This is a genomic window from Rheinheimera sediminis (assembly GCF_004005375.1).
Lineage (GTDB): Bacteria > Pseudomonadota > Gammaproteobacteria > Enterobacterales > Alteromonadaceae > Pararheinheimera.
Window position 1 is genome coordinate 81,350 of sequence record NZ_RZUF01000010.1, and the last position, 17,560, is coordinate 98,909.

A 17,560-nucleotide genomic window follows, 5' to 3' on the forward strand; every position below is an offset into this window, starting at 1 on the left:
GAGTTCAACTACGGGATTTAGAGTTTTTCGGGTAAAAAATAACAAAGCCCGGTGCTTTCGACCGGGCTCTATTATACTTGGGCAGGTTCAGGAGTTACGTTTTAAGTTTTTCGGAAAACGAATATGGTAACTCAGACCATGGCCTGGTTCGCTGCTGACCTGAATCGAGCCGCCCAGCGTCTGACGTACCAGATTATAGGTAATATGAGTGCCTAAACCGCTGCCGCCCTGGTCACGTTTTGTAGTGAAAAACGGATGGAACAGTTTTTCCAACTGCTCTTGGGTTAAGCCACGACCATTGTCAGAGTAGGTAATATCAACCATCTGCCCCTCATCCAGCACTGTAATGCGGATATAACCTTCTTCTAATTCTTCAAAACCGTGAATTAACGAGTTCATCAGTAGGTTAGTGAAAATCTGTGAAATAGCACCAGCAGGGCAGCTCAGCATCAAACTTTCCGGACAGTTGACGTCTATATGATGTCTGGTCTTTTTAAAGTTAGGCTGCAAAGAGCGGATCACCTCGTGCAGGTATTCGGCCAGATTGATAGTTCGAATAGCATCACTGGTTTGGTCTACTGCAATTTGTTTGAAACTGGCAATCAACTCGGACGCCCTGGTTAGGTTGGATTGCAGTAACGAAGTGCTTTGTTTGGCTTCTTCGATAAAATGCTCAAGCACTTTGGGCGATAACGTTTTGTCTCTGTAGGCATAGTCCAGTGCTTCCAGTTTTTCGGCCAGAAAGCTGGTTGCTGTGACGCCAATACCTACAGGGGTATTTACCTCGTGGGTAATACCTGCAACAAAGCCACCTAAAGCAGCCATTTTTTCTGACTGTACTAAACGATCCTGAGCCTGCTTTAAATCATCAACGGTTTTTTCTAGTTCGCTTTGTTTTCCACGTAAAGCTTCTTCGCTATGCCGACGGCGTTCAATCTCTTCCCGCAACGCTTGTTGCTTTACTTCAAGTTCTTGTTTTTGCTGTTGTAAATCCATCATCGCTTGACTTAAACCTGAGGTCTTTCTGGCAACTTCCTGCTCTAACAATAAATTGTGCTGATCGAGTTTTTCATTGGAATGCAGTAATTGCTTCTGGGTGCTTTCTAGCTGGACTTTATAATCTTGCACTCTGGCAATCAGACGGTTAAAGGCATCTGCCATGACAGTTAGTTCATTGGCTTCATCATGCCTTACTTCCACCTTTGTACCTTCCAGATGATCAAGCTCTAAGTCTTCAATTTGTTGGGTGAGTTCACTCAGAGGCAAGGTAAGTTGGCTGCGAAATGCCAGCAAAAATAACAGTATTAAAAAGGTGGTCTTTAACATTGCATTGCCGACCAAAAAGTAAATGCCAATTTTAATCCGATCCAACACCACTGCCCGGCTAGAAAACAGCGTGACGTCACCGACTTGAGTAGCTCGGCCGGAAAACTCAAAAATCAACGGGAAGGTATAACCAAACAAACCCGAGTTTTGTTCGGTTAATCGAACCCCCTCCTGCACCAACTGATTGCTGTAGCGCTCATTAATATCTATGTACCGGCCTAGTTGTGTAATAACGGCGCCACTATCGTCCCTTACTATGATGCCTTCAATGGCGGGGATCGCCAGTAGTCCGTCAGCAATAATCAGTGCCTGTTGCGTATTTAATTCCCAAATCGCTCTGGTCAGACTGCCGGAAAATGTCTGTTGTAATGTTGCTAGTTCACCATTGATATGATCTTTGGTGTTGAAGTATTCAGCAACAATCTGGCCTAAAGTCACAACAAAAGTCAGGATAAAATAGACTGACAAAACTTTAGTCAGCAGCTTACGCGATAAACTTTTCTGCTGCATGGAACTACCTTGTTTGATTCGGCTTAATGATCAATAGCATTGGGATACTAACTTATAGAAGATCTGTTTAAATGAAAATACTATATGTAATAAATTACTTAGAAACTAGGCAACTGGAGCTGCTTTAGCAATATGTTGCAGTAAATTGTTAGATTAAAGCAAAACACGCATTTAATGGTGTTCAATTGCAGTCGCATTCAGTATGGTATCGCAGTCCAATAGTTAAGCTGGACATTAAGAAGCGACAACAAATAAAACGATAATAATGAGGCTGTGTTAATGGCGTTACCTGTATTAATTTGTGACGACTCTCTGCTGGCACGAAAACAAGTGCGTAAATCTCTACCTGAGTCTTTTGATGCCGAATTTCTGACCGCTGGCAATGGCGTAGAAGCTCTCGCTATTCTGCGTAGCCAGGAAATTGGTCTGGTGTTTCTGGATCTGACTATGCCTGAGTTGGATGGTATAGGTGTGCTGGAGGCTATTAAACAAGACGGTCTGGATTGTTTCGTAATTGTTATTTCTGCTGATATTCAGCCTGAGATGCAAAAGCGGGTCACGGAGCTGGGAGCTTTGGCTTTTATCCATAAGCCGGTGAATCCTGAGAAACTTGTGGTTATTTTGAAACAATATGGATTGATATGAGTACAGCATTCTCTGAAGAACAAAGGGATTGTTTGCAGGAGCTTATTAATGTCGCTATGGGCTTGGCCAGCGACAAACTTGCCCGCTTTTTGAATACCTTTGTCCACTTACAAGTACCGGCTATTGAGCTGGTCAACTCAGTACAAATCCCTGCTCAATTTGAAGCCCGTTATAGCCACACCGAAGCTGCTTTAATCAGTCAAGGTTTTTTGGGTAATGATGGTTTGAGAGGGGAGGCTATCGTTTTATATCAGCTGGACAACGCGCATCGGATTGCCGCTTTGTTAGGTTACGACACGGACAGTGCATCAGAACTTGAGATGCTTACAGATATCAGCTCTATTCTGACAACCACTTTTTTAAACGGGCTGGCGGACCAAATTGACAATAGTTTGTCTTATAGTGCGCCCAGAGTATTGTCATCGCGACAGAATAATGTGCCTGAGGCTTTGCAGGAAACTGCTGTGCATTGGGAGCTGGCGTTAAAGGTAGATATCAGTTATCAGCTCGTCGATCATTCATTTAATTGCGATATGTTGTTGTTAATACCAGGAGAAGCTGTACTGAATATTCAGCAAATTTTGGATCGTATTTTGGAAGAGTACTGATGTCTGAAGACTGGTTAACCGGCCCTGTGTTGGAGCAACTCAACAGTGGTGTGCTGGTGGTGGATGAGCAATTTCAGTTGGTCTATTTGAATAGTTTTTTGCAGCGGCATAGCTGTGTTCAGCTGTCTGAAGTGAAAGGGAAAAGCCTGTTCCAAGTGTTTAATGATTTACCGGAAGCCTGGCTCAGACGCAAATTTGCATCTGTACTTGAGTTGCAGAGCCCTTCGTTTAGCAGTTGGGAGCAGCGCCAATATATTATTAAACTACCGCATTTAAGGCCTGCGACCAGCTCTAGTCAGTATATGGCGCAAAATTGCACTATGTTGCCGCTGAAAGACCCTGGTGGTCGTCTTTATGTATGTTTACTAATCGAAGACGCCACTGACGCTTTTGTCTATCAGCAACATTTGCAGAGCACCTTGCAAAAACTTGAATTGAGCAACCGTATTGATGGTTTGACTCAAGCCTTAAACCGGCGTTATTGGGAGGAGCAATTAAAGCTGGAAGTGCAGCGAGCTCAGCGTTATAAACAGCCTTTATCGTTGTTACTTTTTGATTTAGATAAATTTAAGCAGCTCAATGATCAATATGGTCATTTGGGTGGTGATTCGGTCTTGATTGAATTAACGGCTCGGGTGCGTGCTCTGTTGCGTGATACCGACTGGTTTGGGCGTTATGGCGGCGAGGAGTTTGGTATAGTGTTAACCAATACTGGACTGGCTGGTGCTATCGAAGTCGCAGAGAGAATTCGTTTGGCTGTAAGCAACACTGCTGTCACTTTCCATGAGCAATCTATACCAACATCGGTCAGTATTGGCGCTGCGCAATTATATATTGAGGGTGACAGGGCACATGAAGTTCTGATTGGGCAGGCTGATATAGCGCTTTATAACGCCAAACGAGAAGGACGCAACAGGGTGGTTGCTTTTAGCGAAGGTGAAACGGAATTTCTGCTCAGGACACAGCAAGCCTGAGTAAATTTTAGAATAATCTAAACATTTAGATTGACAGACGTCTAAAACTTTGAGCATATAGACAGTATGAAAAAGACACAAATCCGCAATACACTCACCATTATTATTACCACCAACCCTGCGGGGTAGGAGGTCGGCGGCGTATTGTTTTTAAAAAGGCCCGTGACCTCCCCGTCACGGGCCTTTTTCGTTTAGCAAGGAGTAAAACATGAGGGTGCTTAAGTTTGGTGGTTCGTCTCTGGCGTCGGTAACCCGCTTCCTCGAGGTAGCGGATATAGTGCAGCAACAAATTGGCAGTCAGCCTGTGGGTCTGGTGTTATCCGCCCCACAAGGAGTCACTAACTTGTTGGTAGAGTTAACAGATTTAGCTTTTTTAGGCTCTGATTATCAGCCGTTGTTACAGCAGTGGAAGCAGCGTCTGGCGCAGTTGGTAGCGGAGGCGGCGCTTAGGGTAAATGCCGAGCAGTTAAAAGCTGTGCAACTGCTTGCAGAAGAGCAGGAACACAAACTGGTTGAACGTTTACACGGTATTAGTTTATTGAGCTATTGCCCTGATCATATCAAAGCGCAGATCCTTGGTATGGGTGAGCAGTTTAGCGTCTGTCTGATGACGGCTTTGTTTAAATCCCGTCAGGTCAATGTGGTGCTGCTGGATTCTGTGGCTTTAGTCAAAAGTCAGGGCGATTACTTAAATGCTGTGGCTGATATTCCAGCTTCTGAACAAAGTTTTGCCGCAGCTTTAGCTAAGCAATCGGCGCAGGTTTACGTGATGGCCGGTTTTGTCTCGAGTAATGCGCAGGGCGAGCTGTGCTTATTAGGCCGCAATGGTTCTGACTATTCAGCTGCCATTGTCGCTGCTGCAGTCAGAGCTTCGGTTTGTGAAATATGGACTGATGTGGATGGTGTCTACAGTGCTGATCCACGCCAGGTGAAACAAGCCAAACTGATTGATCATTTATCCTATGACGAAGCTATGGAGTTGTCCTACTTTGGTGCCAAAGTGCTGCATCCAAAAACTATTGGTCCTTTAGCTCGTTTTCAAATTCCTTGTTACATCAAAAATACCTTAAATCCGTCTGCGCCTGGCACTTGTATTGATGCAAATAATAACGGTGATTCGTTGGTTAAAGGCATTTCCAGCCTCGAACATCTGGCGCTGATCACTGTCTCTGGCCCAGGCCTCAAAGGTGTGGTTGGTATGGCCTCCCGTGTTTTTGCCACTATGGCGCGTGAACAGGTGTCTGTTAGTTTAATCACTCAGTCCTCTTCAGAATTCAGCATCAGCTTCTGCGTGGCGCAGCTGGATTTAGCTGCAGCGAAAAAAGCACTTGAGGCTGAATTTGAACTGGAGCTGCAAGGTAAGTTATTACGTCCGCTGCAAATTTTATCCGATATGGCGATAGTCAGTCTGGTGGGGGATGGCATGCGCCAGCACCGTGGTGTGGCAGCTAAGTTTTTTGCGTCCTTGGCACAAGCCAGGGTCAACGTGGTGGCTATAGCGCAGGACAGCAGTGAACGTTCTATCTCAGCTGTGGTTGAACAAAAAGCCTGTCAGAACGCTGTGAAGGTATGCCATGAGAACTTCTTTAGTCATATCCCCAGCATAGATGTGTTTCTGGTCGGTTGCGGTGTAGTCGGTAGCGAGTTGCTGGCTCAGTTCCAGCGTCAGCAAGAGTTTTTGCAGCAGCGCAACGTCAAGCTGAAGGTCTATGGTATTGCCAATTCCAAAACTTTATTGCTGGATGAAAAGGGCATAGAGTTAAGTCAGTGGCAGCAGCAAATGCAGCAGGCAAAAGGCCAGTTTTCAGTAGCGGATTTAAGTCGTTTTGTACAAGAGCAGCATTTGACTAACCCGGTATTGATTGACTGCAGTAGCGCAGAGCCTGTAGCGAATTTATATGTCGATTTCTTAAAAGCCGGTTTCCATGTAGTCACGCCAAACAAAAAGGCCAATACAGGTTCGCTGGATTATTACCACCAACTGCGTCAGGTTGCACAGCAGCACAGGCGTCGTTTCTTGTATGAGACCACTGTTGGTGCTGGTTTACCCGTCATTGATACCTTGCAGGGCTTGTTTAATGCCGGTGACGAACTGATGGCATTTGAAGGGATTTTATCCGGTTCTTTATCCTACATTTTTGGCTTACTGGAGCAGGGGCAGTCTCTGTCTGAAGTCACAACTAAAGCCCGTGAATTGGGTTTTACTGAGCCTGACCCTCGGGATGATTTATCCGGTATGGATGTAGCCCGTAAGTTACTGATTATGGCGCGTGAATCTGGTTTGATGTTGGATTTAGCTGATGTTGAAGTCGAAGGTGTGCTGCCAGCTGATTTTGCGCCCGGCACAGATGTGCCAAGTTTTATGCAGCAATTACCGCAGCTTGATCAAGCTTTTGCTTTGCGTATTGCAGAGGCCAAAACTAAAGGTCAGGTGCTGCGTTATATAGGCGAAATCAGCGAAGGCCGTTGCAAAGTGGCTATCAAAGCACTGGATTTGGATCATCCGCTGGCGAAAGTGAAAGACGGTGAAAATGCGCTGGCAATTCATACCCGTTATTACCAGCCTATTCCTTTTGTATTGCGTGGTTATGGCGCCGGTGCTGCTGTTACCGCAGCTGGTGTGTTCAGTGATGTAATGCGGACTTTGTCCTGGCAGCAGGAGATGTAATATGAAGTCGTATTTTGCGCCTGCGTCCACAGGGAATTTTTCTGTTGGATTTGATTTATTAGGTGCGGCTTTTGAGCCTGTAGATGGCTCTTTGTTTGGTGACGTTTTGCGTATTCATGGCGAACAGGCAGAAAACAGCTTAACGCTGTCTGGCCGTTATGTGCATCAGTTACCGCAACAGACTGACGATAATTTAGTGCTGAAGTGCTTTTACGCTTTTGAACAAAAAATCGGTCGTACTTTGCCCCGATTGCAGCTGGAGCTGGTAAAGAATCTGCCTGTAGGCAGTGGCTTAGGTTCCAGCGCCTGTTCAATAGTAGTTGCCTGTTATGCCTTTAATGACTATTTCGGTAAACCTTTGGATGACTACCAGTTGCTGCAGCTGATGGCGCAGCTGGAAGGTGGGGTCAGCGGTTCTGTGCATTACGATAACGTAGCTCCTTCATTCTACGGTGGTTTATTGTTGATGTTGCCTGACAGCCCATTGTTATGCCGCACTTTGCCCTGGTTTGAGCATTGGCAGGTGGTGCTTTGTTACCCAGGCACTGTACTGTCGACCAAAGAAGCAAGAGCAGTGTTGCCGCAACAACTGACGCTGAAGCACAGCATAGCTTTTGCCGGCATGTTGAGCCGTTTTATCAGTGCTTTGTATGCCTGGGATGAAGCTGAAGCTTTTGCTGCTTTGCAGGATCTGGTCGCTGAACCGGCCCGTCAGCATCTGATGCCTGAACTTTTGCCTATACGCGAACAGTTAACGGCTCAGGGTATAGGGCATGTCGGTATCTCTGGCGCTGGCCCTACTATTTTTGCGGTCTGTCAAAACGATGTTCAGGCCAAATTTGCCGCTGATTATTTACAACAGCATTATGCTAAAAACTCAGATGCCATCACTACTGTGTGTCGTCTGTCGAGACAAGGCGCACGAGCGCTGTAGGATGTAAAGATGCAATTAACTAATACCAAAGTAGCTTCACAGCAAGTGAGTTTTTTAGATGCGGTACGTATTGGTCTGGGTGAACAGCAGGGCCTATTTTTCCCTACCCAATGGCCAAGTCTGGATATTGATGCTCTGTTGGAACTGCCTTTTGTTGAGCGCAGCGCCAAAGTGCTGCACGCTTTGATAGGTGACGAGCTGTCGGCTTCCCAAATTCATCAGATGGTGAGCAATGCTTTTCAGTTTCCGGCCCCTTTAGCTCAAGTGACAGAAGATGTGGCCTGTTTAGAGTTGTTCCACGGCCCCACTTTAGCCTTTAAAGATTTTGGTGGCCGTTTTATGGCGCAGGCGTTAATTCAGGCGCAGAAGCTACAAAACGTCAGCAAAACCACCATTGTCACAGCAACTTCCGGTGATACTGGTGCAGCTGTCGCCCATGCTTTTTATCAGCAGGCTGGTGTGGATGTGGTGATTTTATTTCCTAAAGGCAAAATCAGCCCCTTGCAGGAAAAGCTGTTTACCACTTTAGGTCATAACATTCATACCTTAGCCGTAGAAGCAGACTTTGATCATTGTCAGGCGCTGGTCAAAGAGGTCTTTAACGATAGAGACTTAGTGAAACAGTTGAATATCAATTCAGCGAACTCTATTAATATCAGTCGTTTATTTGCACAAATCTGTTACTACTTCGAAGCTGTAGCTCAGGTACCTAAAGACAAAAGAGATCAAATCGTCATTGCTGTGCCTAGTGGTAACTTCGGTAACCTGACCGCTGGTCTAATTGCCAAAGTATTAGGTTTGCCTATCAAGCGCATGATAGCTGCCACCAACTTAAATGACACAGTGCCACGTTACTGGAAAGACGGTCAGTGGACGCCACATAAAACTATTCCGACTTTATCCAATGCGATGGATGTGAGTGCGCCGAATAACTGGCCACGAGTCGAAGCTTTATTGGCGCAAGGCAAGATTTCCCGCGACGACTTAGAAGCTGTGATGGTGGATGAGGAGGATACTCAGGTATCGATGCGTCAACTGGCACATTTAGGTTATGTCAGTGAGCCTCATGCTGCTATTGCTTATAAAGCCTTAAAGCGCAGCTTGCAGCATGGCGAATTTGGTATTTTCTTAGGCACTGCTCATCCGGCTAAATTTAAGGAGCAGGTCGAAAATATCCTTGGTAGTCCTATAGCTTTGCCACCTGAGTTAGCTGCTGTGGCATCAGAGACAAGTTTAAGTGCAGATATGGCGCCGGATTTTGTACAATTACGCCAATTCTTACTGACTCTGGATCAATAAACTGTGTCTTTAAACTGGCAAGACGTGATTGGGGCTGAAAAAAATCAGCCCTATTTTCTGCAAACTATGGATTACTTAAAGCAACAACGCGCTGCAGGCCAGGTGATTTATCCACCTGAATCCCTGGTCTTTAATGCTTTTAAGTTAACGCCTTTTGCAGAGATGAAAGTAGTAGTGATAGGGCAGGACCCTTATCATGGCCCGAATCAGGCGCATGGTTTAAGTTTCTCAGTGCCTGCAGGAGTGGCTATCCCGCCTTCGCTGCGCAATATCTACAAAGAGCTGGCGCAGGAATATGTTGATTTTCAGACCCCAAAGCATGGCTGCCTGGAAAGCTGGGCACAGCAGGGCGTGTTATTACTCAATACCGCATTAACTGTGGTGGCGAATGAAGCCAACTCACACCGTCACTTAGGTTGGGAGCAGTTTACTGATCAGGTGATACGAGCTATCAGTGCTCATGCAGAAGGTATAGTATTTCTGTTATGGGGTAGTCATGCGATTAAAAAATCACAGCTAATCGATAAAACGAAACACCATATTCTGACTGCACCTCATCCATCACCTTTGTCAGCGCACCGCGGCTTTTTAGGCTGTGGTCACTTTGCAAAGGCAAATGAGTTATTGCAGCAGCAGGGTAAAACACCAATCTGTTGGCAAGTATAAATAGCGATAGTGCGGGCTGGGATAAACCCCGCCTCGACGGTTTCTTCAGAGCCTGAATTACAGCCAAATAAAAAGCCCCGACATTGCTGTCGGGGCTTCATTTAACTTAATTCTATATCAACTAACTCAGGTTCTATGGTCCAATCTATGTCTTCTAGTTCTCGTTTTAAGCGCTGGCGTTCTTTCACTGCTTCAATTTCCCGCCACTTACGTTTTACTGCGCGGCTCTTTGTAGCAGGTCGCTCCAACATATTCAGTAAATCTTCGAAGCTTTCCATGGTTGCCCCTCTGAGTTGTTGTTATTTTCAACAAATTAGTACCACACTTTGTCTAAAAATAAAATAACTCTTTGACACAAATATGAACGAAAAATGAATGTTTTTCGTTCAGTCTCTGGGCTAGTTCGAGGTTAACTGTTTAAAGTGTGCAATCAAAGCTTCTGTCGAGCCATCGAAGCTATTAAGCTTTTGCTCCGACAACACCTGATAAATCGGCGTAGATAGCTGTTTACCCAGCTCTACGCCCCATTGATCAAAAGAGTTGATATTCCAAAGCACGCCTTGGCAAAACACTTTCTGCTCATAGAGTGCGATCAGGGCTCCCAGGTAATAAGGCGACAATTCTGGCAGTAGTAAGGTATTACTTGGTTTATTGCCCGGGGATACTTTGTGTGGTGCCAAAGCACTGGCTTCAGCTTCAGAAGCTCCGCTTGCCAGTACTTCTGCTTTAGCTTCTTCAAAGGTTTTGCCTTGCATCAATGCCTGGGTTTGAGCAAAACAGTGTGCCGCTAACCTGTGGTGATGATCTTTGAGCTCATGACTGACTTTGGCCGGCAGAATAAAATCTGAAGGCACAGCTAATACACTTTGATGCAATAACTGGTGGTAGGCATGCTGGCCATTGGTGCCTGCATCTCCCCAAATGACAGGAGCTGTCGCATCTGTTAATGGCTTGCCATCAAGATCCACCCCTTTACCATTACTTTCCATATCCAGCTGCTGTACGTAAGAGGGCAGGAAACGTAAATAATGGCTGTACGGCAGTAAGGCTTGCGCCTGACAACCTTTGGCATTGATATACCAGACACCAAGCAAAGCTAAAATGACAGGCATATTTTGCTCAAGTGGCGCATTGATAAAATGCTGATCCATGTCGCGCGCGCCCTTGAGCAGTTGTTGGAATTGCTCCATACCCAACTGCAATGCGACCGGGAAGCCGATGGCAGACCATAACGAATATCGACCACCTACCCAATCCCACATCGGCAGAATATGTTCAGCCACTATGCCAAACTCCGCTGCAGCTTTGATATTGGACGAGGTCGCCCAAAAATGCTGAGCTATGGCGGCTTTATCTGCGCCTTTGTCAATGAACCACTGACGCACAGCCAAAGCGTTTTGTTTGGTTTCTTCAGTGCCAAAAGATTTAGAGGCAACGAACACCAAGGTTGTTGCTGGGTTCAAAGCTTTCACCACATCAGAGACGACTGCACCATCTATATTACCGGCAAAGTGAATACGCACCGGGCTTTGGTTAAAAGGTGCTAAAGCTTCACAGGCCATTTGTGGGCCAAGCAAAGAGCCACCAATACCAATCCAGATCAGATCGGTAATAGCATCGCCCTGATAGCCTTTGTAGCTGCCTTGATGCAACTGGCCAATCAGTTCTGCCATCTGTGCGTGGCAGGCCTGAATTTCAGGTTGTAAATCAACACCATCTAGCACTAGCGGAGTTGTTGCATCTGCACGTAACGCCATATGCCAAACGGCACGTTGTTCAGTATTGTTTATTTTGTCGCCACTTAGCATCTGCTGAGTTTTGCTGTGGATCTGGCTTTGTTTTGCCAGCTCCAACAGCTTTTGCCAGATGCCATCTGTGATCAGGTTTTTGGAAAAATCCAGGTGAATACCACAGGCATTGACCTGGAGTTTCTCAGCCCGTGTTGGATCTGCAGCAAACTCTTGACGCAAGGATAAAGGCTGTTGCGCGAGCTGTTTTAACTCTGCCCAGAGTGCAGACGACATCATATAAACTCCTGTAGTGATCCGATGGTGATTAAAGTTAAGCCTGTATTTAGATCTTTAATTAAGCCTTTGATTGGGCTGGTAATTAAGCCTGTAACTGCGCCTGAATTAAAGTTTCCAGCTTGCGTTGGTCAACGGCAAATTTACGAATACCTTCCGACAATTTTTCGGTAGCCATTGCATCTTCGTTCAGCGCCCAGCGGAATTCTGCTTCAGTTAAAGCCGCAGTTTCTTTGGCGGTAGCGCCAGTATCCTGCAGATGCACAGTCAAAGTGCCTTGTTGCTGACTAAGTTCTTCCAATAAGCCTGGGCTGATGGTTAAACGGTCACAACCTGCTAAAGCTAAAACTTCGCCGATATTGCGGAAGCTTGCACCCATCACTACGGTTTTATGGCCATAAGTTTTAAAGTAACGATAAATCTCACGCACTGACACAACACCTGGATCGGTTTCTGCTGTGTAGTCTTGTTTGGTGTTGGCTTTGTACCAGTCCAGAATACGGCCAACAAAAGGAGAAATTAAGAAGATGCCGGCTTCAGCGCAAGCACGTGCTTGTGCCATATGGAACAGCAGAGTCAGGTTACACTGAATACCTTGTTGCTCAAGATGGCGTGCTGCCTGAATACCTTCCCAGGTGGAGGCTATCTTGATCAAAATACGATCTTTGCTGATACCATTTTCTTCATATAAAGCCACCAACTGCAGCGCTTTATCAATGCTGGCTTGAGTATCAAAAGATAACCGGGCATCCACTTCAGTCGACACGCGACCTGGTACTAACTTACTGATCTGAGAGCCGATATCGACCGCAAATTTATCGCTGGCTATGCTAACCTGAGTCGCCAGATCTGAGCTTTTGCTTTTAGCATAAGCTACGGCCTGAGCTAATAATGGCTTAGAAAATTCCAGCTGACTGGCGTTTAGTAATAAAGAGGGGTTTGTTGTCGCGTCTACAGGGCGGAATTGTTCAATGGCGCCTAAGTCACCACTGTCGACCACAACCGTAGTCACTGCTTTTAGCTGTTCAAGTAAAGTGCTCATATTGTTTTATTACCATTTTTTTGATCACAAGTCAGTGATGTGGGGCTTAATACTAAATAAATGTAGGAAAATTACAACACAAAAACAGGCTTTTGTGGCAAGTTTCCAGCATCCGGAATTCTGTTTATTTTGCGGTTCTTTCTCATACAGCATAAAGCTTTTATGTTAACCCGAGCTTAGCATGAAAAAAAGTAAAAACCATGTCAAAGCCGCGTCCGTATTGAGTGTTGTTGTCGAGCTAAAGCATTTAATTTGATATAGTTGTATCAATTCGTTGTACAGGAAACTAAAACCCATGTTGATGGTGATATCACCCGCCAAAGATTTAGATTACCAGAGCCCGTTATCAGTCACTGCTTTTAGCCAGCCTGCTTTGCTTGATCAAAGCCTTGAATTGATGACTTATTGTCGCGATCTGACTCCAGCTCAGTTATCCAGTCTGATGCATATCAGTGACAAACTGGCTGGCCTGAATGCAGCACGGTTTGCAGAGTGGTCCACACCTTTTACACCGGAAAATGCCCGGCAGGCGTTGTTTGCTTTTAATGGCGATGTGTATCAGGGCTTACAAGCGTCCAGTCTGAAACAGCAGGAGATCGATTATGCCCAACAACACTTACGTATTTTAAGTGGTTTGTATGGAGTATTACGGCCTTTGGATCTGATGCAGCCTTACCGTCTGGAAATGGGCACTTCGTTAGAAAATGGCCGTGGTAAAAATTTATATCAGTTCTGGGGTGATCGTATCAGTACTGAACTGAATCAACAGCTGGAACAGTTAAATTCACAGATGCTACTGAACTTAGCCTCGCAGGAATACTTTAAAGCCGTGGATAAAAAAGCGCTGAACGCCAAAGTACTGAATGTGGAATTCAAAGACTTCAAAAATGGTCAGTATAAAATCATCAGCTTTTTTGCTAAAAAAGCCCGTGGTCTGATGGCGCGTTATGTCATTGAGCACCAGATAGATCAGGTGGATGGCTTAAAGCAATTTAGCAGTGCCGGTTACCAGTTCAGCAGCTCCGAATCCAACGCTGATACCTTAGTTTTTACACGGATGCAACAACAAAATTAATACTTCGCCGTTTTTAGGCGAAGTAAGCCAGAAAAGCCGCAGAAAACTGCGGCTTTTTGTTGCGCTTTTTTAATTGGCTTTTGCTAAAATGCGCGGCTCTATTGATCCGAGTGTTGCCCTATGAAATTCCCTGGTCGTCGTAAACTTAAACATTATTTTCCTGTGTCTCAGCCTAAGCTGACTTTACCCAGCTACGAAGTACGGCCTGAGCTGGATACTTATATTGTGGGTTTGGACCAAACCATAGTGGATGTGATTGCCAACGTCAGTGATGAATTCCTGGAAAAGTACGGCATAGGCAAAGGGTTATCCAACTTAGTGGAGCATGGCAAAGCTGACCTGATTTATCAGGAACTGGTTGGCTCCAATGCTATTTCTGATCACTTTGCTGGCGGCACTATCGGCAATACAGTGCATAACTACTCTGTACTGGCTGATGATAAATCCGTGTTATTGGGTGTGATGTCAGCCAATATTCAACTAGGTTCTCCAGCCTATCACTACTTATGCCATACCAGCAGCAAAGTGGATATGAACCATCTGCAAGGCGTAGCTGGTGATATAGGCCGTGGTATTACCATGATTACGCCTGATGGCGAACGTACTTTTGTGATAGATCCGGGCGACATGGACGAGCTGACAGCAGCTTATATTCCTACGGATATTATTTCTAAAGCCGCAGCCATTGTGGTCAGCGCTTATCCGCTGCGCGCCACCGATCAGCCGATCCAGCAGGCCATGGTGAAAATGTTGTCCGATGCTAAAGCTGCGGATGTGCCTGTCGTGATGAGCTTAGGCACTAAACATTTAGTTGAAGAGCACAGGGAGCTGATTCAGCAAACTCTGGCGCAGTATGTCAATGTGCTGGCGATGAATGAACTGGAAGCTGAAGCTTTAACTGGTTTTTCCGATCCATTGCTCGCAGCAGAAGCAGCTTTGGATTATGTTGATATGGTGCTATTAACTGCAGGCCCAGAGGGCTTGTATTTATGTGGTTACACAGACTCATCTGCCAAACGTGAAACTACGAATCCGATTAAATCCGGTGCTTTAGCGGATTACAACGAGTTTGAGTTCAGCCGTCCTATGCAGAAAAAAGACTGCCAGCAGCCAGTGAAAGTCTACTCGCATATAGACCCTTATTTAGGTGGGCCTGAGCGGATTAAAAATACCAATGGTGCAGGCGATGGTGCTTTAGCTGCTATTTTGCATGATATAGCGGCGAATCATTTCCATCGTCAAACATTGCCGCTGTCCAGTAAACACGAACAGCCTTATCTGGCGTATTCGTCTTTTGCTCAGATCTGTAAATACGCTAACCGCGTTAGTTACGCCATTCTGGTGCAAAATGCGCCACGCTTGTCTAAAGGCTTACCGGAAAAAGAAGACTCCCTGGAAGAGAGCTACTGGGACAGGTAACAGCCAGTTACAAATTCAGCACTGAAGGCCGGTATTCCCGGCCTTCTTATTTTCAGCGTCTTTCTATATAGTGCCCTGGACTTTTTCTCTTGCTGTACAAGGAATGTAAATGCTGCGTTGGTTTCTTCTGTTGGTTGCCCTGTTTTCTGTGAGTGCTCTGGCTGATATTCACATTCCTAAAACCACCGCCAGTATTAGTATTGATGGCGATTTATCTGACGCTGCCTGGGCGCAAGCCAATAAAGTACAGATAACGATCAACAGCTGGCCCTCTGAAAACACCCCGGCTCCGGTAGCAACTGAAGTGTTGCTGATGGAAAACGGCGAGTATTTCTATCTGGCTTTTAAAGCCAAAGATCCTGATCCGTCTCAAATCCGCGCCTTTTTAAAAGACAGAGACAGTGTTTGGGATGATGATTTGGTTGGTATCAAAATTGATAGTTACAATGATCAAAAACTGGCTTATCAGTTCTTTAGTAACCCTTTGGGTGTGCAGCAAGACTCTATTGAAAATGAAGTGACAGGCAGCGAAAGTGATGCATGGGACGGTATTTGGCAAAGCGTTGGCAAGCTTACCCCTGATGGCTATCAGGTGGAGATTGCTATCCCGCTGCGGATCTTAAACTTCAACGATAAGCTAGCTGTGCAGCAGTGGCGTATTGAACTGTTGCGGTTTTACCCAAGAGATATCAGGCACCGTTTATCCAGCAATAAAATAGAGCGGGCTAATCCCTGCTGGATCTGCCAAATGCGCGTCGCCACAGGCTTTTCCGGCGTCAAACAAGGTAGCCATTTTAGTGTAGTGCCGTCTTTAGTCACTGGCGCAAGCCAGCAGCGGGATGTAACAGCAGATGCAAAAACAGCCTGGCAAACAGAGCCTAATACCGAAGCCAGTCTGGATTTAAAATGGGGTATTACACCGGATATTAACCTCAATGCGACCATCAATCCTGACTTTTCTCAGGTCGAAGCCGATGTAGCGCAAGTGTCGATGAATGATACCTTCTCGTTATTTTTTGACGAAAAACGGGCTTTTTTCCTTGATAACCAGGACTACTTCAGCTCACCGCTGGATTTAGTTTACACCCGTAATATTGGTGCACCTGATATTGGTGCTAAGTTGACGGGCAAACAACAGCAACACTCCTTTGCTTTTTTTGCCGCCAATGATGAAAAAACCACTTTTATCGTACCTGGCAATCTTGGTTCTGACGTCGCCGTATTGGACGAGGAAAGTACCAACGCCGTGCTTCGATATCGTTACGATCTAAATGCAGATGTATCTTTGGGCTGGATCAGCAGCTTGCGGCAGAGTGACAGCTATCACAATAACTTATCAGGTCTGGATCTGAAGTATAAAATCACTGAGCAAGATGAGCTGGTACTGCAGTATTTATATTCTGACTCTGCTTATTCGGAGCCATTACGCCAACGCTTTGGTGAGTCCGAAGCTGGTTTGCGTTTAGCGGATGATTTATCAGCCCCGGCTTATTTTTTGATGTATGAACATGATGATGGTGCCTGGTTTTGGAATACCGAATATCTGGCGCTGGAAAAAGACTTTCGGGCTGATATGGGGTATATGCCACAAACCGACTTTACTAAGTTAGTGCAGGGTTTGGGCTATCAATGGTTTTCTGACAGCAGCTGGTGGAACAGGGCTATCTTAAGCGGCGACTGGGATATCAGTCATAACGCCAATAACGAGCTATTGGAAAAAGAAGCAGAGCTATTTTTAGAGTTATGGGGACCACAACAAAGTTTCTTCTCTTTTGGTCTGACCGACAGAGATAAAACAGGCCCACGCTTGAATAACAACTCCCTGGCTATTGATGGTAATACGCTGATGTTTCATGAAAAGCGTTTTAGTACTTTTGCTGAATTCAGGCCTTTGCCAGCACTTTATGCCAATACGGAAATCGAGCTGGGTGATGCCATAGATTACCGCAATAACAGGCTGGGGGATTTACTGCAGGTATCGCCTGAAGTCAGCTGGAATGCCAGTACTCATTTGCATATTGAAGTGCGTCATACCTACAGATATTTAGAGGCCGATGGTGCTGAAGTTTTTACCGCCAATCTGACCGACCTGCGCTTTAGCTATCAGTTTTCTGTGCGCAGTATGTTACGCCTGACGCTGATCTACAGCGACATTGTGCAAAACCCGCTGAATAATCCGGGGCTTGAACAGCAGCTAGAACGTAGCTTGGGCAGTCAGTTACTGTATTCCTATAAGCTAAATCCACAGACTTTGTTTTTTGCAGGCTACAGTGACAATGCGTATCAGGATGATGAACTAAATAGCCTTGAACGCGATCAACGTTCAGTCTTTATGAAATTTAGCTATGCCTGGTTGCTGTAATAGCTGAG

14 protein-coding genes are annotated in these 17,560 nt (G+C 45.6%); 10 read left to right on the forward strand and 4 right to left on the reverse strand.

What is annotated here, in order from left to right:
* Window positions 1-87: 87 nt before the first annotated feature.
* Window positions 88-1,836, reverse strand: a complete 1,749-nt coding sequence (locus EMM73_RS08335; protein ID WP_127685984.1) for a sensor histidine kinase — start codon at window positions 1,834-1,836, stop codon at window positions 88-90.
* A 279-nt stretch (window positions 1,837-2,115) separates the two neighbouring features.
* Here EMM73_RS08335 and EMM73_RS08340 point away from each other — a divergent pair, with 279 nt between their 5' ends.
* The 7 genes from EMM73_RS08340 to ung all read left to right on the forward strand — a co-directional run bounded on the left by EMM73_RS08340 (window position 2,116) and on the right by ung (window position 9,630).
* Complete coding sequence (locus tag EMM73_RS08340; protein ID WP_127685985.1) at window positions 2,116-2,481, forward strand: response regulator; 366 nt, start codon at window positions 2,116-2,118, stop codon at window positions 2,479-2,481.
* Window positions 2,478-3,089 carry a chemotaxis protein gene (locus EMM73_RS08345; RefSeq protein ID WP_127685986.1) on the forward strand — a complete coding sequence of 204 codons (612 nt, stop codon included), beginning with the start codon at window positions 2,478-2,480 and terminating at the stop codon, window positions 3,087-3,089. The genes EMM73_RS08340 and EMM73_RS08345 overlap by 4 nt, the downstream gene beginning before the upstream one ends.
* Entirely contained in the window at window positions 3,089-4,063 is a 975-nt protein-coding gene (locus tag EMM73_RS08350) for a sensor domain-containing diguanylate cyclase (protein WP_127685987.1), read from the forward strand. The genes EMM73_RS08345 and EMM73_RS08350 overlap by 1 nt, the downstream gene beginning before the upstream one ends.
* Window positions 4,064-4,271: 208 nt before the next feature.
* The gene (thrA, locus tag EMM73_RS08355) at window positions 4,272-6,731 is read left to right on the forward strand and encodes a bifunctional aspartate kinase/homoserine dehydrogenase I (RefSeq protein WP_127685988.1); all 2,460 of its coding nucleotides are present in this window, start codon (window positions 4,272-4,274) and stop codon (window positions 6,729-6,731) included.
* Between the two features lies 1 nt (window position 6,732).
* The gene (gene thrB, locus EMM73_RS08360; RefSeq protein WP_127685989.1) at window positions 6,733-7,665 is read left to right on the forward strand and encodes a homoserine kinase; all 933 of its coding nucleotides are present in this window, start codon (window positions 6,733-6,735) and stop codon (window positions 7,663-7,665) included.
* 9 nt (window positions 7,666-7,674) lie between these two features.
* Entirely contained in the window at window positions 7,675-8,964 is a 1,290-nt protein-coding gene (gene thrC, locus EMM73_RS08365; protein ID WP_127685990.1) for a threonine synthase, read from the forward strand.
* 3 nt (window positions 8,965-8,967) lie between these two features.
* Complete coding sequence (gene ung / locus EMM73_RS08370) at window positions 8,968-9,630, forward strand: uracil-DNA glycosylase (RefSeq protein ID WP_127685991.1); 663 nt, start codon at window positions 8,968-8,970, stop codon at window positions 9,628-9,630.
* Between the two features lie 101 nt (window positions 9,631-9,731).
* Here ung and EMM73_RS08375 read toward each other — a convergent pair whose 3' ends face one another.
* The 3 genes from EMM73_RS08375 to tal all read right to left on the reverse strand — a co-directional run bounded on the left by EMM73_RS08375 (window position 9,732) and on the right by tal (window position 12,696).
* Entirely contained in the window at window positions 9,732-9,908 is a 177-nt protein-coding gene (locus EMM73_RS08375) for a DUF3545 family protein (protein ID WP_008897291.1), read from the reverse strand.
* A gap of 120 nt (window positions 9,909-10,028) precedes the next feature.
* Entirely contained in the window at window positions 10,029-11,657 is a 1,629-nt protein-coding gene (gene pgi, locus EMM73_RS08380) for a glucose-6-phosphate isomerase (protein ID WP_222422632.1), read from the reverse strand.
* 82 nt (window positions 11,658-11,739) lie between these two features.
* On the reverse strand, window positions 11,740-12,696 hold the full coding sequence (gene tal / locus EMM73_RS08385; protein WP_127685992.1) for a transaldolase: 957 nt from the start codon (window positions 12,694-12,696) through the stop codon (window positions 11,740-11,742).
* 295 nt (window positions 12,697-12,991) lie between these two features.
* Here tal and yaaA point away from each other — a divergent pair, with 295 nt between their 5' ends.
* From yaaA to EMM73_RS08400, 3 genes are all read left to right on the forward strand, one after another.
* On the forward strand, window positions 12,992-13,771 hold the full coding sequence (gene yaaA / locus EMM73_RS08390) for a peroxide stress protein YaaA (protein ID WP_127685993.1): 780 nt from the start codon (window positions 12,992-12,994) through the stop codon (window positions 13,769-13,771).
* 120 nt (window positions 13,772-13,891) lie between these two features.
* On the forward strand, window positions 13,892-15,190 hold the full coding sequence (locus tag EMM73_RS08395; protein WP_127685994.1) for an inosine/guanosine kinase: 1,299 nt from the start codon (window positions 13,892-13,894) through the stop codon (window positions 15,188-15,190).
* Between the two features lie 109 nt (window positions 15,191-15,299).
* Entirely contained in the window at window positions 15,300-17,552 is a 2,253-nt protein-coding gene (locus EMM73_RS08400; RefSeq protein ID WP_127685995.1) for a carbohydrate binding family 9 domain-containing protein, read from the forward strand.
* Window positions 17,553-17,560 lie beyond the last annotated feature (8 nt).

Coding starts and splice junctions, on each gene's coding strand:
- tal (WP_127685992.1), bottom strand. CDS start 12,696: ATGAGCACTTTACTTGAACAGCTAAAAGCAGTGACTACGGTTGTGGTC.
- EMM73_RS08375 (WP_008897291.1), bottom strand. CDS start 9,908: ATGGAAAGCTTCGAAGATTTACTGAATATGTTGGAGCGACCTGCTACA.
- thrA (WP_127685988.1), top strand. CDS start 4,272: ATGAGGGTGCTTAAGTTTGGTGGTTCGTCTCTGGCGTCGGTAACCCGC.
- EMM73_RS08335 (WP_127685984.1), bottom strand. CDS start 1,836: ATGCAGCAGAAAAGTTTATCGCGTAAGCTGCTGACTAAAGTTTTGTCA.
- thrC (WP_127685990.1), top strand. CDS start 7,675: ATGCAATTAACTAATACCAAAGTAGCTTCACAGCAAGTGAGTTTTTTA.
- pgi (WP_222422632.1), bottom strand. CDS start 11,657: ATGATGTCGTCTGCACTCTGGGCAGAGTTAAAACAGCTCGCGCAACAG.
- yaaA (WP_127685993.1), top strand. CDS start 12,992: ATGTTGATGGTGATATCACCCGCCAAAGATTTAGATTACCAGAGCCCG.
- EMM73_RS08345 (WP_127685986.1), top strand. CDS start 2,478: ATGAGTACAGCATTCTCTGAAGAACAAAGGGATTGTTTGCAGGAGCTT.
- thrB (WP_127685989.1), top strand. CDS start 6,733: ATGAAGTCGTATTTTGCGCCTGCGTCCACAGGGAATTTTTCTGTTGGA.
- EMM73_RS08340 (WP_127685985.1), top strand. CDS start 2,116: ATGGCGTTACCTGTATTAATTTGTGACGACTCTCTGCTGGCACGAAAA.
- EMM73_RS08350 (WP_127685987.1), top strand. CDS start 3,089: ATGTCTGAAGACTGGTTAACCGGCCCTGTGTTGGAGCAACTCAACAGT.
- EMM73_RS08395 (WP_127685994.1), top strand. CDS start 13,892: ATGAAATTCCCTGGTCGTCGTAAACTTAAACATTATTTTCCTGTGTCT.
- EMM73_RS08400 (WP_127685995.1), top strand. CDS start 15,300: ATGCTGCGTTGGTTTCTTCTGTTGGTTGCCCTGTTTTCTGTGAGTGCT.